Here is a 17979-nt window from a genome sequence, read left to right on the forward strand (position 1 = left end):
TCAGGTCCTTGGGTGCGGTCGTCTTATTGCTAGGCAGCTTGACCGCACCAGCGACGGCGGCGGAGAAGGCCACGTGTGACTACTACGTCTCCCCCACGGGCGGCGACCGGGCCGACGGCAGTGCCCAGCGTCCGTGGAAATCCATCGAGCAGGCCCGCGACCAGCTGCGAACTAAGAAGAAGCACCAGAAGTGCGACATCGTGGTCAACGTCAAGACCGGTGACTACGTCGTCGACAAGACGATCACCTTCACCGAGGCCGACTCCGGCGAGAACGGCCACAAGATCACCTACCGCAGCGCCGACGGCCCCGGCAAGGCCAGGCTGCTCGGCGCCAAGCCGCTGACCGGCTGGCAGAAGTACAACGACACCATCTACAAGACCAAGGTCGACCGCAACTTCTACACCCTCTTCGAGGACGGCAAGCGCGCCACGACCGCCCGCTACCCGAACAGGACCAGCGACGACCTGTGGTCGCCGTATCTGTTCTCGGTGACGCCCGAGGCGGAATACCAGGCCGTGCACAACTGGCTCTTCTTCGACGCCAAGGACATCCCGAAGGAGTGGGACGCCGACTTCGACAAGAACGCCCAGATGGTCGTCTGGTCCGGCGGATCGTGGAGCTGGTTCTCCGACACCGTGCCGCTCGGCGGGGCCGACTTCCGCAAGAACTTCTTCACGCTCAACCACGACGCCCGCTTCACTCTCGTCAACAGCCGCAGCGGCTCGCGCTACTTCCTGCAGAACACGCTGCGCTTCCTGGACCAGCCGGGCGAGTATTACTTCGACTTCGCCAACAGCGAGGTCTACTACTGGCCCAAGGGCTCGATCGACAAGGTCATGGCGCCCACGGTCAAGACGATCATCTCGCTGGCCGGGTCGTCCCCCGACCGGCGCGTCCAGAACCTCGCCTTCGACGGGCTGCAACTGCAGTACTCCGACTTCGTCGACTGGTATCGCTATGCCTGGAACGCCCCGGGCGACTCGGGCTACGAGCACAAGTACCCGATCTACGACCGGCAGATCGAGATGCCGCGCAACAGGTTCGGCATGATCACCGTGACGAACTCCCGCGACATCGACCTGACCAGGCTGCACCTGTCCGACAGCGGCTTCACGGGCGTCTTCCTGCTCTTCGCCAACGAGCGGGTCAAGGTGTCGGACAGCCTGCTGGACAACCTCGGCGGCGACGGCATCAAGGTGGAGGGCGGCTACCCCGGCGAAGGTGATATCTCCGGACATCACACGATCACGAATAACTACATCTACCACGTCGGCGAGCTGGTCCCCGGCGACGCGGCCGGCATCGAGCTGATGAGCACGGGCAACAACACCGTCAGCAACATCGTCGTCAAGCACAGCGCCCGCTACGGCATCAGCCTTGAGGTCCGCCCCGAGATCAAGAACGAGGACAACTACGCCCGCAACAACAAGTTCTCCTACATCCGCCTGGAGGAGACCGGCCTCGACAGCGGCGACATGGGCGCCTTCTACACCTACGGCGTGCACAACGTCGAGCCGCATCCGATCGACAACTACGTCACGCAGATGGTGATCGGCGACGTCCTCAACGACCCCGCCGGGCAGATGCCGGACTCCGGCACCCGCGGCGTGCACATGGACGCGGGAGGATGCGGCTTCGCCATCTCCAACGTCGAGGTGGGCAAGGTCAGCGACGACAAGTACCAGGCGTACAAGTGCAACGAGGTCACCAACGCCAACTGGGCGGACGGCTTCGACACCTCGAAGATGGAGTACGACAAGATCGGCGTGACGAGCGCGTTCCCGTACCCGATCCCCAGCTGAGCGCGTTCCCCTCAGCCGATCGTGAACTGAGCACGCTTTCCTCAACCGATCGTGAACCGGACGACGACCGGTGGAGCCGGGCCTCGCGGCGATTGCCGCAGGGCCCGTTCCCATAGCGCCGCGATATGCGTGGATGGTATGCCCCTCGCTGATCGGCCCCGTCATACCGTGACGGCACCGTTCCTAGGGACTGAGCGGGAATGGGTCCTGTTGCCAGGGCTCATGCTCAGCCGCGCGCCCCGAACGGTGGTGGGCGTGCTGGTTGCCCGCGTACTGGCCGCGTCCGGGCAGCGCGGATCGTGTCCGTGGTCCGGGTATGCGGGGGCGGGGTTCCTCACGCCCAACGGTCTCCGGTTGGGCCTGGACGGTCCGATGCCCGCGACGATCGCTCTGGTCGTCGTGGGGCGGTGTCATCCGTCGCCGAATCGGGTGCCCTTGGGCGCGCCTGCCGATCGCGATGCTCGCTGCATCGTGTCGGCTGGTCTTACGGTTGGTCGAGGTGAGGGGCTTTTGCCAGTGCTGCCCGCCCCACTTGGAGGTGTAGGCCGGGTCCACGGCGATGATCGCGATGCCGGTCGCTTCGGCCATGCTGGTGAGGCGGGCGCGGAGTTTGCCGGTGGGCATACCGGAGATGAGCTGCCGGAATCGCCGGTTGCGGCCCTGTTTCTCTCGGGTCTTCTCGGCAGCGAAATCGAGGTCCTCGACGGCGATGGCGCGTACCCCGCACGCCCGAGCCCAGTGCAACAAGCGGGTTAGGGCGTGCCGGACCTGGGCGTCGCGGTGCCTGGCGGTGCCGGACAGGTCGTAGCCGAATCGGCGCGGGTTGCCGATCGGGTTACCGTGCACGTCCAGCCGCCAGGCGGCCAGATGGTCGGCGTTGGTATCGACGCCGATCACGCCCTCGGCCAGGGCGGCGGCCATCGGGATGGTTTGGGTAACCGGATAGGACCAGGAAGCGGTCACGTACCAGCGGCCGCGGGCGACGTCCAGGTGGATGCGGTAAGCGACAGCTCGGTTGGCTTCCACTCGGTCGGCCCACTCCTGCCCGCGGTGCGGGAAGCGCACCTTCCCGGCGAGCACATACCGGCCGTGCTCGGCGTTGGCGTAGGCGGCGAGCGGGGCCGGGAGCTTGAGGGAAACCTCGCCGTCGGAGGTGATGCGGATCGTCTCGTTGCCGTAGCGCTTGCCCGACTCGCCATCGGCTTGCAGGAACCACCGCTCGGCCTGCCACCGATCGCGCCACTCGGCCTCGGTGAGCTGGGCGGCGGCAAGATGGTGCCGGTTGCGGGCGAGCCGCTTGCCGCCCCGCACCACCCGCACCCGCCCGGACTCGTAGTCGGCTCGCTCCCGCTCCAGCCGGTGGGTCAGCATGTGCAGGCGGCGGGTTTTGGCATGCCACTCCCGCCTGCTGCGGTAACCACCCGGCGCCTTCCTCGAACCCTTCGCGCCGATCGGCTGAGCCAGCCGGTGCGCGATCGTCCGGATGGCCGCCTCAAGCGAGCAGATGTGGGCCAGCCCGGATCGGCGAGCCAGCGCCCACTGATCATGGGAGGCCTTCGTGATGCTGCCCGCCCAGCGCGACGACGACAGCGGCGTCAGTTCCCGCTTGCGGGCCGCCCACGCCTGGGGGGAATGCTCCAGCCCAGCACGGCAACGCACTGCCAGATCCCGCGAAGCCAGCACGCCGAGATGCGCACCCACCAGCCGCAGCACCTGCTCATCCTGCGCCGTCAAGCCCTTGAGCCGGTCGCGGATCGCCACCCCGGACGGCCCCAGAGCGACGAACGGCGCAGCGATCGCCCGCAGCGAGTCAGCCATGCGTGCAGCCTCCAACGCCGGGCGGGCACGTCTGTCCACCGAACGGCGCCCATGCTGGTGGCCGCACCATGACGTCACCGCATACACCAGGGAAGCCAACCGCTATGCCTGCGATGACCCGCACCCCTCAACTTTCACGGACAGTGACCATAAGATTACCAATATTTGGTTGTGCAAGCTAGAACGCATGAGCGGCACTTGGACACCAGGCGCTTATGATCCATGCGCCTACCACGGCTGATATCCGGGCCGACTATTGCTCGGCAGCCCCGACCGCGTATGAGGCCAGCGAACGAACACATCACCACAACCGGGCATTCGGTACGCTTGGCCATGATGATCCCCTCGCCTTTCGACTGCTCATTGCAATCGTATGACTACGCTTCGAAGTCGATAGGGGATGCCTATAGCGTCCTTGTCATGAACGCGCTGTTCGGGTCGGGCCGGTAGTCCGCGAACGGCTCGCAGTAGGCGAACCCGAACTTCTCGTACAGCTTCCTCGCCGGCAGGAAGAACTCATCGGAGCCGGTCTCGAGGCTGAGCCGGGTGAAGCCCATGCGCGTGGCCTCGGCGATGATGTGCCCCAGCAGCAGGGACGCCACCCCGCTGCGCCGGCGCACCGGCCGGGTGCGCATCGACTTCACCTCGGCGTGTTCGGCGTCCAGCCGCTTGATCGCGCCACAGCCGACCAGGGTGTCTCCGTCGACGACCGTCCAGAACGTCACCTCGGGCGCGCGGAGCGCGTCAAGGTCGAGGGCGTGCTTGCTCTCCAGCGGCGTGATCGACCGCATCTGCTGGAGATGTTCGTCGAGGAACGCGGCGATCTCCGGACCGGAGAGGTCGTCTACGGCGATCTTCATGGACTCCGTCCCCTTCTTATCCCCGAACGGACTTATCCCTGAACGGTCTTATCCCGAATGGGCGGTTCGGAGATTACCAGGGCTACCGGGAGGCTGGTCTGACCAGGCCACAGTCGTAGGACAAGACGATCACCTGGGCGCGGCTGGTCAGTCCCAGCTTGGCCATCAGGCGGTTGAGGTGGGTCTTGACGGTGCCCTCGCTCACCGACAGCCGCTCGGCGATCTCCTTGTTGGACAGGGCGTGCCCGACCAGGCCGAGCACCTCGGTCTCACGGCTGGTCAGGCGGTCGAGGGCCGGTGGCGGGGTCTCGACGGCCGGCGGCGGGTCGACGAACGCCTCGATCAGCCGCTTGGTGGCGACCGGGGCCAGCAGGATGTCGCCGGAGACGACCGTGTGGATGGCGGCGATCAGGCGTTCGGGCGGCGTGTCCTTGAGCAGGAAGCCGCTGGCGCCCAGCCGCAGCGCGTTGAAGACGTACTCGTCCAGGTCGAACGTGGTGAGGATGAGCACCTTGGGCGGCGTCCCCTCGGCGGCGGCCAGGATCCGCTCGGTGGCCGTGATGCCGTTGATGCCCGGCATCCGGATGTCCATCAGGATCACCTCGGGCTTGACCGCGGCGGCCAGGCGCACCGCCTCCTCACCGTCGGCGGCCTCGCCCACCACCTCCAGGCCCGCCGCGCGCAGCAGCGCGGCCAGACCGGCACGGATGAGCACCTGATCGTCGACCACGAGCACTCTGATCATGAGCTCGCTTCTTTAGGCTGATCGTCGGGCGGGGACAGCGGGAAGATCGCCAGCACCTCGAATCCGCCCAGCGGCAGCGGCCCTGCGTTGATCGTTCCCTGATAAAGCCTGACACGTTCGGTCATGCCGATCAATCCGTGCCCACGAGAACGGGAGCTCCCGGTGGCCGCGGCGCCGTCGTTGGTCACGCGAAGGGCCAGCGTGGCGGGGCCGTACGTCACCCGGATCTCCACCCGGGCGCGACCGGCGTGCTTCAGCACGTTGGTCAGGGACTCCTGGACGATGCGGTAGGCGCACATGTCCAGGCCGGGCGGCAGCGGCCTGACCTCACCCTCGACGATCACCGTGAGCGGCAGACCGGCCGCGCGGATCCGCTCCGCCAGGGGTTCGAGGCTCTGCAGGCCGGGGGCGGTGGAGTAGAGCCCGTCGTCCTCGTCGTCGGCCTCGATCCGCAGGATCGACAGCAGCCGCCGCATCTCGGCCAGCGCCTCGTGGCTGGTGCCGGCGATGACCCCCAGCGTGGCGTGCGCGGTGGCCGGGTCGGACAGGGCGACGTAGCGGCCGAGCCCCGCCTGTACGGAGATCACCGACATGTGATGGGCGACGACGTCGTGCAGCTCGCGGGCGATCCGTACCCGTTCGTGGGTGACGGCGCGGCGGGCGGCGGCGTCCTGCTCCCGGTGGAGCTGGTCGGCCAGCACGGCGAGCTGCCGGGTACGTTCGGCCAGCAACCGCGTGCTCGTGCCCGCGCCCACGGCGTAGGCCGCCACCAGGAGCGACTGCCCTAACGCCGACCACAGCGCGACGTCGGGCTGGCGGACCGAGGCCTGCGTCCACTCTGTCACGATCAGCCCCGCCCCGGCCAGGGTGTACGCCCAGGACCGGTGGGCGGCGACGGTGTAGAGCGTCACCAGCGGCCCCATGCTGTTGAGCCCGAGGTGGTAGCCCAGCATGTGGTAGACCAGCGCCGCCCCGGTGGAGACCACCAGGACGGCGACCGGCGCCCGCCTGCGCAGTGCCACCGGCGCGTTCACCAGCACGGTCAGGGACAGGGACAACGTGTCCGGGGGCCGCCCCTTGCCCGGGTCGTACATCTCCCACAGCCAGGTCCCGACGACCAGCGCCAGGGCCAGGGCGCCGTCGAGGAGCAGGGGGTTGACCGCGGACACTCGCCGGACGAGTGATGCGGCGCTGATGGGCATCCGCCACGCTAACTCCGGGATCGGCCGTTACGCATCTACCTGGGGTTTACCTCGGCTGCCGCGGAAGTTGCAGGCCAGCTCGCGCCGGAAACCCCGGCGGGCCCGCGCCGCACGTCGCGTGCGCGAGAGCCCGTCCAGCGGCCGGTGACCGCGGGCCCATCCCGTAGCAGAATGTCATGGGGGCAGTTTTCGCAGGTGAGAGGGAGTGAGGCGGCGTGCTGAACAACATTCGGCCCCGCTCATATGCCGTGAACGGCTTGCGGATGCTTGCCGTCGCAGGCGCCTATTTCGCAGCTGCGAAGGTGGGGTTGGCGCAGGAGCTGGTCGGCGGGCAGGTCACGCCGCTCTGGCCGCCGACGGGCATCGCGCTGGCCTGTCTGCTTCTCATGGGCATCCGAGTCTGGCCCGGGATCACTCTCGGTGCGTTCCTGGTCAACCTGATGCTCGGACCGTCGTTGCTCGCGGTCGCGGCGATCTCCGTGGGGAACACCTTCGCTCCGGTGTGCGCTTACCTCCTGCTCGTTCGCGCGCGTTTCTGCATCGAGCTGGATCGGTTGCGGGACGCGCTGGCGCTGGTCTTCCTCGGCGCCTTGACCGCGATGCTGATCAGCTCGACGGTGGGCAGTGGCGTGCTCCTGCTCGCCGGCGCACTGCGAAGCGGTGACTTCTGGCCGACGTGGTCGGTGTGGTGGACGGGCGACGCGATGGGCGTGCTCGTAGTAACGCCCATCCTGCTGGTGCTGCGCACATCCCGGACTCCGTGGGACGCTCGTCTGTCCCGTTGGGGCGAGGCTGTGGCCTTGGCCGTGGGCACGCTCCTCGTCACGGTGATGGCGACGGTGAGCTCCATCAACCTGCTCTTCCTCGTCTTCCCGTTCCTGATCTGGGCCGCCCTGCGTTTCCAGCTGGCGGGCGCCGCGGCATGCGCGCTGATCGTGTCGACGGTCGCGATCGTCGCGGCCGCGCAAGGTTCGGGCCCGTTCGCCGAGCACGGCCTCTTCCTCAACATGGTCACTCTGCAAGCGTTCAACGGGGCCGCGTCGCTGACCGCCCTGCTGCTGGCAGCGATCATCGCGGAGCGAAATCAAGCCCATGAGAGGCTCGAGCACATCTGTGCGCGCCTTACTGAGGTCGCGGACCGGGTCGACCGGGAACGGACCGCGGCCCAACGGTTGCCGCCCGAACCCGAAGTACGGCGCGAAAGCGGCTGATGTCATAACGATCTAGCGCACGTAGACGTTCGGCTGGGCCGGGGTGGGCATGCCGTTGCCGATGAAGTAGCTCGGGTGCGGCGGCTGGTTGTAGGCGGTGTTCTGCCAGGCGATCGCCACCCGGTACATCGGGTCGTGCATGAGGGTCCACAGCCGCCGGGTCGTCACGGTGGGGGTGCTGTAGATCCGCAGCGCCGTCTCCGACGTCGTCGGCCAGACGACCTCCTCGCGCCAGTCACCGAACAGGTCGGCGGACAGGGACGGGGTCGACTTGGTGCCGTTGTTGGCGTGCACGCCCGAACCGGTGAGCAGGCGGGTGTCGGCGCCGGTGCCGTACTTGTCGATGTGCGTGCCGTCGAGCAGCTCGCGGACCGGGTCGGCGTCCCACCAGATGAGGAAGTTGGTCGAGCCGGGCTTGCGGCCGATGTTCGCGCCGGAGGTGTTGAAGATCCCGGAGACGGCCGACGACCACGATTCGGCGCCCGCGCTGCCCGCGTACACGTCGTCGGACACGCCGCGCCCGTTGTCGCACCCGCAGGAGGGGTTCGTCCAGATGACGGCGCCGGTCCGGGCGTCCACCATGGAGGTGGCCGGCTGGTTGGTGTTCTCGTGCGGCTTGAACACCTCGAGGCCGGAGCGGGCCGGGATCAGGTCGCCGACGTGCAGCGCGTCACCGTGGAACAGCCGGGTGTTCCACAGCGGGCTCCCGTTGTCGTCGATCGCCTCCGAGCCGTAGATGATCTCGTCCCGGCCGTCGGCGTCGGCGTCCGCGATCGACAGCTGGTGGTTGCCCTGCCCCTCGTACTGGGAGCCGGACACGTTGGAGTCGAACGTCCACCGCTGGGTCAGCGCGCCGCTTCGGAAGTCCCACGCGGCGATCACCGTACGCGTGTAGTAACCCCGCGCCATGATCAGGCTGGGCCGCTGCCCGTCCAGGTACGCCGTACCGGCCAGGAACCGGTCGACCCGGTTGCCGTAGGAGTCGCCCCAGCTGGACACAGTCCCGCGCGGCGGGTTGTAGTTGACGGTGGACATGGCCGCCCCGGTCTGACCGTTGAACATGGTCAGGAATTCCGGCCCGGACAGGACGTATCCGGAGGAGTTCCGGTAGTCCGCGGACGCGGAGCCGATGACCCGGCCGGTGCCGTCGACACTCCCGTCGGCGGTCTTCATCGCGACCTCGGCCCTGCCGTCGCCGTCGTAGTCGTACACCTGGAACTGGGTGTAGTGCGCCCCCGCGCGGATGTTGCGGCCCAGGTCGATGCGCCACAGCCGGGTCCCGTTCAGCCGGTACGCGTCCACGTACACGTTGCCGGTGTAGCCGGACTGGGAGTTGTCCTTGGCGTTGGACGGATCCCACTTGAGCACGAACTCGTAGCGGCCGTCACCGTCCAGATCGCCCACGCTCGCGTCGTTCGCGCTGTAGGTGTAGGCGACCCCGTCCGGCGTGGTGCCGCCGGCGGGCCGCTGGATCGGGACGTCCAGGTACCCGTTGGCGAACTGCGTCGCCGCCGCGGAGGGCGCCTGCTCCACCCCGCCGACCACGGCGCGCACGGTGTAGGTGGACGTCGCCGCGGCGCCGGAGTCCAGGTAGTTCGTCGAGCTCGTGATGGGCGACGAGGTCAGCAGGGTCGAGCCGCGGTAGACGTTGAATCCCGTGCTCATGCTCTCGCTGCCGAGCAGCCGCCAGGACACCAGGTTGCCGCTGCCGGAATGGACGCTGATCAGGCCGCGATCCAGGTTCTCCACCTGCCTGGCCGCGGCGGCTGAGGCGGTACCGACGTTCATGGTCCCGGTCAGGGCGAGGACCACGGCGATCACGAGAGAGAGGGAGCGCCTTCGCGCGGGAAGCATGCCTGCTCCTTTCGGACCTGATCAGTAGACGTAGGGCCAGCCCGCGCCGTCGTAGGCGATGAGGTTGATGCCCAGCAGCGAGGCGCCGTTGTCGGCGTAGTAGTGGTAGAAGAGGACGTCGGCGTCGCTGTCCGTGATCACCGCCTGATGCCACAGGTAGTAGTACGACCCGTGCCGGAAGATGAACGGCGCCTCCACGGCCGTGCTGGCGCCGGTGCGCTGCGCGATCGAGTAGAGCGCGCTCCCGCTCCGCAGCCCGGTCGAGGAGTTGAGCGGGATCAGCTTGATGCCGGTCCAGAACGAGCCGAAGGACAGCCACCAGTTGCCGGCGGCGTCCGTGACCAGGTTGGGGTCGATCGCGTTGTAGCTGCTGGCGGAGGTGGTGGAGATGACCAGGCCCTGGTTGGCCCACGTACCCGAGGCGCCGGTGGCACTGGTGGCCAGGAAGATCGCCGAGTTGCGGGAGCCGAACGTGGAGGCGGCGTAGGCGATCACCGCCGTGACCAGCATGGTCACTAGAGAGACGAGGAATCGCGCCATGGGCCACCTCGCTGTTATCGCTAACACCTGAGGGGATCGCCGGTGAGTCTTCTCGGCCGTACGGGGAGCGTCAAGGCGCGGGCTCGGAGCCTTCGGGTCTTGCCGGGTCAGCTCGGTGCGGCCGGTGAAACGTTCACCCCGTGATCCATCACCGCGAAACGCATAGAAGGACCAGCGCTCCCCCGTACGCCACGGCGTACCAAGTGGGTGGCCACGCGCCTCCGGCAACAGCGGCGGCGAGGCTGATCGCCGAGATCGCGGCGATCAGCAGGACGGCTGTGGCCCGCTCCCGTGCCGCCAGCGCCGCCAGGGCGGCCCCGCCCAGGCTGCCCGAAGCGGCGAGGAGATCCAGCAGCAGCCACGCGTCCAGCAGGCCGGCCCGGGTCAGCAGGTGGAGCACTGGGAGCGGCAGCGACGGTGTCCAGATCCAGGTGAGCCCGCCTGCCAGGTTCACCACCGGCGGGAGCACCAGCAGCAGCGACGCCGCCGGCGCCGCCCACCGGTGCGGGCGGGCCGTGCCACCGTTCAGGGCCGTACTCCGGGCTTGTCGGTGATTCCGATGGCGAGGCGGACGGAGCGGCTCATGATCGTCCCCTTCTTGATCGAAAAGACGATGTCCGGGTTGGGGGATACGTAGTCGGCGATGGCGACGGCGCGCTCGCCCAGGTACGTGTAGGTGGTCCGATCGAGCAGGATCTCGTGACCCACCCAGCCGTCTTCGACACAGCCGACGGCCAGCGCCGGACGTCCTGCGACGTCTACCGCGTCCGGGTTCACCGTCACCCCGGGGATCTTGGCCATCGCCTGGTAGACGGCCGCCTCCTGGGCCGGGGGGACGAGGTTGTTGTTGAGCAGGGAGCCGAGTATCAAGTAGGCGGTGACATCCCGCTTCTGGCGAACGCCCACGTTTCCGTACAGCCAGGTCAGGAGCGCATCGGGATCCGTTGGCAGCGCCGCGACCGTGGCGAAGTCGGTGGGGGGCATGCCACCTCCGGTGGACGAGCGGACCAGCTTGCCGCCTTCGAACATGGCCAATACCTTGCCGTCGGCCCGTGTCCAGGCCCGATCCACCCTGCTCTCCAGCGGCGTCTCCGCGGTCTGTACCTCGCCTGAGGTGGCCTTGGGGACACCCTGGTAGCGCGTCTCCATGTAGATCCATTGCTTCGGGCGGGGCGCGGTGAAGGGCCGGTCCCGGGCGACGGCGGCCGCCTTGTGGAGCAGTACCTGCGCGTTGGCGGCCGGCAGCGCCAGGCCCGGGACCATCGGGCGCGGTGCGTCTCCCTCGGGGTTCCCGACGACGGACGCGACCGCCGTGATCGCGACGGCCAGCGCTCCCGCCGCGAGGACGCGCCCGCCCGCGCGAGGCAGGCGGAAGCGGCGCGCACGCCGGGGAAGCGCCGCGGTCGCCTCCTGAAGGAGCGCGGTCCTGGCGGCGGAACAGGTGTCATGGGACGGCGGGACGGGCTCGGGCCAGGCCCGGCGCAGGGCGTCCAGATCGGCGTCCGGATGTTCGCTCATGATCAGCTGTCCTTCCTGGTGAGTGCCGGGTCCAGCGCGGCGCGGATCTTCGTCCGGGCCCGGTGGAGCCGGGACCGTACCGTGCCCGCCCGAACGCCGAGCGCCTTGGCCGCCTCTTCGGAGGTCAGGTCGGCCCAGGCGACCAGCAGCAGTACGTCGCGTTCCGCCGCGGGCAGCTCGGCCAGCGCCGCCGCCAGCCAAGGCCGGTCCGCCAGCGAGGCGGCGATCCGGTCGGCGTGGTCCTCGCTGCTCTCCTCGACCCCGGCCCTGGCCAGCGCGCGGTACTGCCGGACCTCGGCCCGGTGGTGGCGGGAGATCAGGTTCGAGGCGATCCCGTACAACCAGGGCCGGGCGTCCGGCCGGGACAGGTCGTAGGTGTCGCGCCGGCGGAACGCGATCAGGAACGTCTCGGCGGCGATGTCGTCGGCCAGGGGCCGGGTGAGCCGCCGCTCGGCATAACCGTGGATCGGACCGTGGTAGCGGTCGAACAGCTCGGCGAAGCACTCCGGTTCCCGTAAGGACCGCTCGATGATCGCGGCGTCCTCCGCCCGCTCCGTCATCGGGGCCATGTCGTAGCTCTTCGAGTCATCGCCTGTCTTCCGTCGCGGGGGATCGGTCCCCCTTCCTTCACCGATAGCCCCAAAAGTGTTCGCTCCGCATAGCTTGGGGGCCATGAGACTTCTGTCGGTGAACGTCGGCCGCCCCATGCCCGTGGACTACACCGATGCCCCGGGCGGGATGACGGGCATCGACAAGCGCCCGGTGACGGGGCCGGTCCAGGTGTCACCCGTCGGCCCCAAGGGCACGGCGGGCGGCGGCGTGGCGGGGGACGCCGTCTGCGACCGCCGCTTCCACGGCGGCAGTGACCGTGCGGTGTACGCGTTCGCGCGCGAGGACCTGGACGCCTGGGAGCAGGCTCTCGGCCGTACGCTGGCCAACGGCGCCTTCGGCGAGAACCTCACCACGTCCGGGCTGGACGTGGCCGAGGCGCTGATCGGGGAACGCTGGCAAGTGGGCTCCGACCTGGTGGTCGAGGTGACCGCCGGCCGGATTCCCTGCCGCACGTTCGCGGGGTGGGTCGGAGAGCAGGGCTGGATGAAACGGTTCATCGAGGTCGGCCGCACCGGCGCGCTGCTACGGGTGATCGCGCCGGGAGAGATCCGCGCGGGCGATCCGATCACCGTCGTCCGCCGTCCCGACCACGACATCACGGCGGCTCTGCTGCTCCGCGCCGCCACCACGGAGCGCCACCTGCTCCCGCGTACGCTGGCCGCCGCCGAGTGGATGGAGTCCGAGCTCCTGCGCGTTGCCCGTACGTATACGGAGAAGTACGGGTCACGCGGCTGAACCTATCTCGTGGTCAGTTCACACCAGGCCGCCCTTTCGGATGCGGGCCGCGTACCAGAGGGCGGAGTCCTTCGGGGTGCGGCGCTGGGTGTCGAAGTCCACGTGTACGAGGCCGAACCGCTGTCCGTACCCGTGGGCCCACTCGAAGTTGTCCAGCAAAGACCAGGCGAAGTAGCCCTTGAGCGGGACGCCACTGTTCACCGCCTCGGCGCAGGCGTTGATGTGGCGTTCCAGGTAGTCGACGCGGTCCGGATCGTGCACCGCGCCGTCCTCGCTCACCTCGTCGGCGAAGGCCGCGCCGTTCTCGGTGATGTAGAGGTCGATGGCCGGGTAGTCCTTGCGCAGCCGCTGGAGGAGGCGCAGCAGGCCGTTCTCGTCGATCTCCCAGTTCATCGTGGTGCGCTTGCGGCCGCCGTCCACCCAGCGGACGTCCTCCGCGCCGATCCACGGCGTACTGCCGGAAGGTACGGGCTCGCCGGCCGCCACCAGGGCGGGCGAGTAGTAGTTGACCCCGAGCATGTCGATCTTCCGGGAGATGAGCGCCAGGTCCCCGTCCAGGACGTGGGAGAAGTCGCTGTGGGGCGCCAGGTCGCGGACGACGTCCTCGGGGTAGGAGCCGCGCAGCACCGGGTCGATGAACAGCCGGTTCTGGATGCCGTCTATCCGGCGGGCGGCGTCCGCGTCCGCCGCCGACTCCGTGGCGGGCGTCACGTCTGACATGTTCAACGTGATGCCGATATTTCCGGACAAGATGGGGACGGCTAGGCCGTGGCCCAGCAGCAGGTGGTGCACCGCCTTGACGGCCTCGGACGGCTCCTGACGCCCCGGCGCGTGCTCCCCGTTGGCGTACCCGAGCAGCCCGGAGCACCACGGCTCGTTCAACGTCGTCCAGTTCGCCACCCGATCGCGCAATGCCGTATGCACAATGTCGGCATATTCCGCGAATCGATAGGCCGTGTCCCGGTTGGGCCACCCGCCCGCGTCCTCCAAGTACTGCGGCAGATCCCAGTGGTAGAGCGTCGGCCACGGGGTGATGCCGTGCTCCAGCAGCGTGTCCACCAGGCGGCGGTAGAAGTCGAGGCCCTTCTGGTTGACCACCGCGCGCTCCGGCACGATGCGCGGCCACGCGACGGAGAACCGGTACGCCCGCAACCCCAGCTCCGCCATCAGCCGCACGTCGTCGGCGTACCGGTGGTAGTGGTCGCAGGCCACGTCGCCGTTCTCGGCGCCCCGCACCTTGCCGGGGACGCGGCTGAAGGTGTCCCAGATGGACGTCCCCCGGCCGTCCTCCGCGAACGCGCCCTCGATCTGATAGCTGGACGTCGCCGCGCCCCAGAGAAAACTCATGCCCTGACGGCCCTCTCCATGATGCCGCCGAGGTGATCCGGCGGCGCAATCCGCTAAAGGTCGTGACCACCGGCTCGATCGTCCCGCCCGCAACGGCCGATCCATTGAGCCGTTGCCACCGCCACAGGCGACCTCGGCGTCCGGTGCGCGGTCGCGGCTCTCTTGGGAACAGACCTGACCTGTGCCGATCGGTGCCTCAACCGCCTGGGAGCGCTCCCATAAACGGTAGACCATCACCTGTGCCGGAGAGAAGAGGGCCCATGGGATGGATATTTACCACTACCTAATCCCTTGACCGTATCTAGGGTGGTCAGTAATGATCACGCCGACGCCGCGGTACCGCACCGAGAGAGGTCCGGCATGCCTGTTCGAGTGCGGCCGGCGTGTGCGCCGGCCGTGGTGACCCTCCCCCTCCAGCGCCTCCGTCGACGACGCTCTCCTGGTGCGCCCAACCCCACCGAGCCCTTCGGCGCACCACACCCCACTGAAAGGTGATTTAGTGCGATTTATCGCAGCAAAAGCCGCCGCAGCGTTAACCGCGGTCGTGGCCGCTGTCCTGGCCGTCCCACCGCCTGCCTCAGCCGCCGCCCAGCTGATCGGCAACGGCGCCTTCACCAGCTCGACGGCCCCTTGGCAGACGATCGGCCAGACGACGGTCGCGGCCGAGTCCGGCCGAATGCGGGTGAACGTGACGTCCGTCGTCGCCAACCCGTGGGACGCCATGGTGTCCAGTCCCACCACGACCGCCCTGAACGCCGGCAAGAGCTACACGCTCTCGTTCGACGCGTACTCCACGACGGCCTTCAAGGCCACCACGACCGTGCAGTACGTGGCGACGCCCAGCTCCAACCAGTCGCTGGCCGCGCCCGTCCAGCTCACGACGAGCAGCAGGCGCTACAGCATCCCGTTCGTGGCCGCGTCCGCCACCAACACCGCCGCCGAGGTGACCTTCCAGCTCGGCGGGTCCGGCGGCACCCCGACAGTCCGCTTCGACAACGTCTCACTGATGGAGACGCAGACGACCCGGCCCACGGCCCTGTACGTCAACAACCAGTCGAACCCCGCCAAGTGGGTCGCCGCCAACCAGGGCACGAGCGACGCGACGGCCATCGGCTCGAACATCGCCAACAAGCCGATCTTCGAGTGGTTCGGCGGCTGGTTCACCGACCTCACACTGGCCGTGGACACCTACGTCGGCGCCGCCCAGGCCGCGGACAAGCTGCCGATGCTGGTGGCGTACAACATCCCGAACCGCGACGCCTGCGCGAACCAGTCGGGCGGCGGCGCGGGTGACGCGGCCGGTTATCACGCCTGGATCACCGAGTTCGCCAAGGCGATCGGCAACAGGCACGCGATCGTCGTACTGGAGCCCGACGCCGTCGCCGCCGCCGGCTGCGTGACCCAGATCGGCAAGGATCCGGAAGACCAGTACAAGATGCTGCTGGACGCGACCCAGGTGCTGAAAGCCCAGGCGCCGAACGCCTGGGTGTACCTCGACGCGGGCAACGCCACCTGGATTCCGGCCGCCGACATGGCTCCGCTGCTGGTCAAGTCGGGCATCGCCAACACGCGCGGCTTCTCCGTGAACGTCTCCAACTACATCACCACCGCCAACTCCGAGAGCTACGCCGTCGCGGTCAACGGCTACCTGTCGGGGACCGTCGGCGCCAAGAAGTATGTGATCGACACCAGCCGCAACGGCAACGGCCCTTGGACGGGCGTGGACAACTGGTGCAACCCGCCCGGACGCAAGCTGGGCACCGCGCCCGCCAAGCAGACGAGCGGCGCCGAGTACGTCTTCTGGGTCAAGGTCCCGGGTGACTCAGACGGCAGCTGCAACCTGGGCGCGGGCATCCCGGCCGGCACTTTCAGCCCCAAGCTGGCCATGGCCCTGATCAACGGCACCTCCTAACCCCTAAGTATTTCTGGAGTAGCCCTGGAGGGTGACGTGCCCCGGCCGGCCACGGCGGGCCGGGGTACACGTGGCGCCACCGACCATCGTGGTGGCAAACGTTCAGTGAAGAGGACGTTCAGTGAAGAGGACGTTCAGTGAAGACGCGCGGCGCCGCGTGTGTGGGCCAGGTCCGCCTCCATGCGTGCGGCGGCCTCGGTGAGCGCGGGCAGGACGTCGCGGATCAGCTCGGCGGGGGTGGCGCGGCTGGCGTGCGTGGCCACGTTGACGGCCGCGACGGCCCGGCCGCTCCGGTCGCGAATCGGCACCGCGATGGACCGCACGCCTTCCTCGAGCTCCTGGTCGACAAGGGCGTACCCGTCCAAGGCCGCCTGTCGTACGGCTGCCGCCAGGTCGGCGGGCGCGGTGAGCGTGTGGCGGGTCAGCGGGGGCGAAGGCATCCCGGCCAGCCGTTCCCCGGGCAGGTCGGCCAGGAGAACCCGGCCCATCGAGGTGGCGTACGCGGGGAAGCGCGTGCCCACGGTGATGTCGACGCTCATGATGGCCACGGTCGGCACCCGCGCCACATAGACGACATCGTCCCCGGACAGCATCGCGACCGAGGCCGACTCGTGGACCCGCGCCACCAGGTCCGCCAGGTGCGGCTGGACGATCTCGCCGAAGGTCCGGCCCGACAGGTGGACGTACCCCAACTCCAGCACCTTGGGCAGCAGGACGAAACGCGCGCCGTCGGCGGCGACGTACCCGAGGCGGTCGAGAGTCTGGACCGCCCTCCGTACGGTGGCCCGCGGCAGACCGGTGGCTTTGGCCGCGGCGGCCAGGGTGAGCCCGCCGCGCGCCGAACCGAGCGACACCAGCACGGCCAGACCCCGGGCCAGCGACTGGAGATACTCCGCGCCCAACTCCTCCTTCCTGGCACGAGACGTGTCCACGCCCGCAGCACTCGGCACGGGCGGAGCGGACGGGGCAGCCAGGAGAGGCAGGGCAGGCGGCGGGAGTGGCGGGTCGGTCAGGGGCGCGGCCATGTCCGCCGCCGTTTTCAGCAGGCTGGGCAGGGCGTGGTCGCGCAGGCCGGCGGCCGTGTGCCTGCTGGTGTGGCTGGCGACGGTCAGCGCGCAGACCGTCGTCCCGTCCGCGTCCCGTACCGGCACCGCGACCGCGACCAGGCCGGGCTCGGTGAGCTGGTCGTCCTCGGCCCACCGCGCGGCGGGGTCGAGCAGGATCAGTCCGGCCGCGCAGCGGTCGGCGGGCAGCAGGTCGCCGACGCGGAAGGCCACCGACATGGTTCGCCGGCGGACGAAGCGCCCGACGAAGCGGACCCCGTCGCCGTCCCGTACGGCCAGCGACACCGACTCGTTCAGCTCGTCGGCGAGCCGCTCGGCGTACGGATCGAGCGCCCCCAGACCGCCGCACGTCAGGTACGCCTCCCCCAGCTCCATCAGGCGCGGCGCGAGCAGCACGTCGCGCTCTTCCGCCCGCGCGTAGCCGAGCCGGACGAGCGTGGCCACGATCCGGTCGACCGTCGACCTCGCCAGGCCCGTGGCCCGCACCAGGTCCGTCGCACGCATCGGCCGCCTGGGACCGGCGGCCAGCACGCGCAGCACGGCCAGTCCGCGCTCCAGAGTGCCCGCCGGTTCCATCCGCCCTCCTCCGACCTCAACCAACCTGCCTCCTCCAACCTCCACCCATCCGCCTCAACCCGCGCGCCTCAACCCGCCTCAAGCCGCCCATCCTCGACCTAAGCCGCCCCAAGGACTTTGACAGGGAGCGATGCGGCTCCGCATACTCGACCAGGATAATGAACTGAAGTTCACCTGGCG

Annotated in this window: 15 protein-coding genes; 4 read left to right on the forward strand and 11 right to left on the reverse strand. The window is 69.0% G+C overall.

The annotated features are described in order from the left end of the window. The first annotated feature begins 38 nt into the window (after positions 1–38). Positions 39–1805 (forward strand): right-handed parallel beta-helix repeat-containing protein, encoded by a 1767-nt coding sequence (locus tag AB0B64_RS01965; protein WP_358173883.1) that lies wholly within the window; start codon positions 39–41, stop codon positions 1803–1805. 183 nt (positions 1806–1988) lie between these two features. On the opposite strand, the gene AB0B64_RS01970 is transcribed toward AB0B64_RS01965, so the two are convergent. The 4 genes from AB0B64_RS01970 to AB0B64_RS01985 all read right to left on the reverse strand — a co-directional run bounded on the left by AB0B64_RS01970 (position 1989) and on the right by AB0B64_RS01985 (position 6430). Next, positions 1989–3623: an IS200/IS605 family accessory protein TnpB-related protein gene (locus tag AB0B64_RS01970; protein WP_357947989.1), complete on the reverse strand. Its 1635-nt coding sequence runs from the start codon at positions 3621–3623 to the stop codon at positions 1989–1991. Positions 3624–4027: 404 nt separating this feature from the next. Continuing rightward, complete coding sequence (locus AB0B64_RS01975) at positions 4028–4483, reverse strand: GNAT family N-acetyltransferase (RefSeq protein WP_357947986.1); 456 nt, start codon at positions 4481–4483, stop codon at positions 4028–4030. Positions 4484–4565: 82 nt separating this feature from the next. Then, positions 4566–5228, reverse strand: coding sequence for a response regulator transcription factor (locus AB0B64_RS01980; protein WP_357947983.1), 663 nt, complete (start codon positions 5226–5228; stop codon positions 4566–4568). Beyond that, positions 5225–6430, reverse strand: a complete 1206-nt coding sequence (locus AB0B64_RS01985) for a histidine kinase (RefSeq protein WP_358173886.1) — start codon at positions 6428–6430, stop codon at positions 5225–5227. Before AB0B64_RS01985 ends, AB0B64_RS01980 begins: the two co-directional genes overlap by 4 nt. Positions 6431–6645: 215 nt before the next feature. Here AB0B64_RS01985 and AB0B64_RS01990 point away from each other — a divergent pair, with 215 nt between their 5' ends. After that, a complete protein-coding gene (locus tag AB0B64_RS01990) occupies positions 6646–7641 on the forward strand; it encodes an MASE1 domain-containing protein (protein ID WP_358173889.1) in 996 nt (331 codons plus the stop codon). A gap of 12 nt (positions 7642–7653) precedes the next feature. Here the strand turns inward: AB0B64_RS01990 and AB0B64_RS01995 are convergent, their stop codons facing one another. From AB0B64_RS01995 to AB0B64_RS02015, 5 genes are all read right to left on the reverse strand, one after another. Further along, the gene (locus AB0B64_RS01995) at positions 7654–9495 is read right to left on the reverse strand and encodes a rhamnogalacturonan lyase (RefSeq protein WP_358173892.1); all 1842 of its coding nucleotides are present in this window, start codon (positions 9493–9495) and stop codon (positions 7654–7656) included. Between the two features lie 21 nt (positions 9496–9516). Further along, entirely contained in the window at positions 9517–10035 is a 519-nt protein-coding gene (locus AB0B64_RS02000; protein ID WP_358173895.1) for a family 43 glycosylhydrolase, read from the reverse strand. 148 nt (positions 10036–10183) lie between these two features. After that, positions 10184–10492 (reverse strand): hypothetical protein, encoded by a 309-nt coding sequence (locus AB0B64_RS02005; protein WP_358173898.1) that lies wholly within the window; start codon positions 10490–10492, stop codon positions 10184–10186. 68 nt (positions 10493–10560) lie between these two features. Next, on the reverse strand, positions 10561–11553 hold the full coding sequence (locus AB0B64_RS02010) for a CU044_5270 family protein (RefSeq protein ID WP_358173901.1): 993 nt from the start codon (positions 11551–11553) through the stop codon (positions 10561–10563). A gap of 2 nt (positions 11554–11555) precedes the next feature. Continuing rightward, positions 11556–12122 carry a sigma-70 family RNA polymerase sigma factor gene (locus tag AB0B64_RS02015; RefSeq protein ID WP_358173903.1) on the reverse strand — a complete coding sequence of 189 codons (567 nt, stop codon included), beginning with the start codon at positions 12120–12122 and terminating at the stop codon, positions 11556–11558. 103 nt (positions 12123–12225) lie between these two features. On the opposite strand from AB0B64_RS02015, the gene AB0B64_RS02020 reads away from it, so the two are divergent. Then, the gene (locus tag AB0B64_RS02020) at positions 12226–12900 is read left to right on the forward strand and encodes an MOSC domain-containing protein (RefSeq protein ID WP_358173906.1); all 675 of its coding nucleotides are present in this window, start codon (positions 12226–12228) and stop codon (positions 12898–12900) included. A gap of 18 nt (positions 12901–12918) precedes the next feature. Here AB0B64_RS02020 and AB0B64_RS02025 read toward each other — a convergent pair whose 3' ends face one another. Beyond that, positions 12919–14247, reverse strand: a complete 1329-nt coding sequence (locus AB0B64_RS02025) for a GH1 family beta-glucosidase (protein WP_358173909.1) — start codon at positions 14245–14247, stop codon at positions 12919–12921. Positions 14248–14746: 499 nt separating this feature from the next. Between AB0B64_RS02025 and AB0B64_RS02030 the strand changes: the two genes are divergently transcribed. After that, positions 14747–16159: a glycoside hydrolase family 6 protein gene (locus AB0B64_RS02030; RefSeq protein WP_358173911.1), complete on the forward strand. Its 1413-nt coding sequence runs from the start codon at positions 14747–14749 to the stop codon at positions 16157–16159. A 134-nt stretch (positions 16160–16293) separates the two neighbouring features. Here the strand turns inward: AB0B64_RS02030 and AB0B64_RS02035 are convergent, their stop codons facing one another. Then, positions 16294–17799, reverse strand: coding sequence for an IclR family transcriptional regulator C-terminal domain-containing protein (locus AB0B64_RS02035; RefSeq protein ID WP_358173914.1), 1506 nt, complete (start codon positions 17797–17799; stop codon positions 16294–16296). Positions 17800–17979 lie beyond the last annotated feature (180 nt).

Origin of the sequence: Nonomuraea sp. NPDC049129, assembly GCF_040648495.1 — a bacterium.
Classification (GTDB): domain Bacteria; phylum Actinomycetota; class Actinomycetes; order Streptosporangiales; family Streptosporangiaceae; genus Nonomuraea.

Excerpts from the sequence above, each read along its gene's own strand:
- AB0B64_RS01970 (WP_357947989.1), bottom strand. The coding sequence starts at position 3,623 with ATGGCTGACTCGCTGCGGGCGATCGCTGCGCCGTTCGTCGCTCTGGGG.
- AB0B64_RS01975 (WP_357947986.1), bottom strand. The coding sequence starts at position 4,483 with ATGAAGATCGCCGTAGACGACCTCTCCGGTCCGGAGATCGCCGCGTTC.
- AB0B64_RS01980 (WP_357947983.1), bottom strand. The coding sequence starts at position 5,228 with ATGATCAGAGTGCTCGTGGTCGACGATCAGGTGCTCATCCGTGCCGGT.
- AB0B64_RS01985 (WP_358173886.1), bottom strand. The coding sequence starts at position 6,430 with ATGCCCATCAGCGCCGCATCACTCGTCCGGCGAGTGTCCGCGGTCAAC.
- AB0B64_RS01995 (WP_358173892.1), bottom strand. The coding sequence starts at position 9,495 with ATGCTTCCCGCGCGAAGGCGCTCCCTCTCTCTCGTGATCGCCGTGGTC.
- AB0B64_RS02000 (WP_358173895.1), bottom strand. The coding sequence starts at position 10,035 with ATGGCGCGATTCCTCGTCTCTCTAGTGACCATGCTGGTCACGGCGGTG.
- AB0B64_RS02010 (WP_358173901.1), bottom strand. The coding sequence starts at position 11,553 with ATGAGCGAACATCCGGACGCCGATCTGGACGCCCTGCGCCGGGCCTGG.
- AB0B64_RS02015 (WP_358173903.1), bottom strand. The coding sequence starts at position 12,122 with ATGGCCCCGATGACGGAGCGGGCGGAGGACGCCGCGATCATCGAGCGG.
- AB0B64_RS02020 (WP_358173906.1), top strand. The coding sequence starts at position 12,226 with ATGAGACTTCTGTCGGTGAACGTCGGCCGCCCCATGCCCGTGGACTAC.
- AB0B64_RS02025 (WP_358173909.1), bottom strand. The coding sequence starts at position 14,247 with ATGAGTTTTCTCTGGGGCGCGGCGACGTCCAGCTATCAGATCGAGGGC.
- AB0B64_RS02035 (WP_358173914.1), bottom strand. The coding sequence starts at position 17,799 with ATGGAACCGGCGGGCACTCTGGAGCGCGGACTGGCCGTGCTGCGCGTG.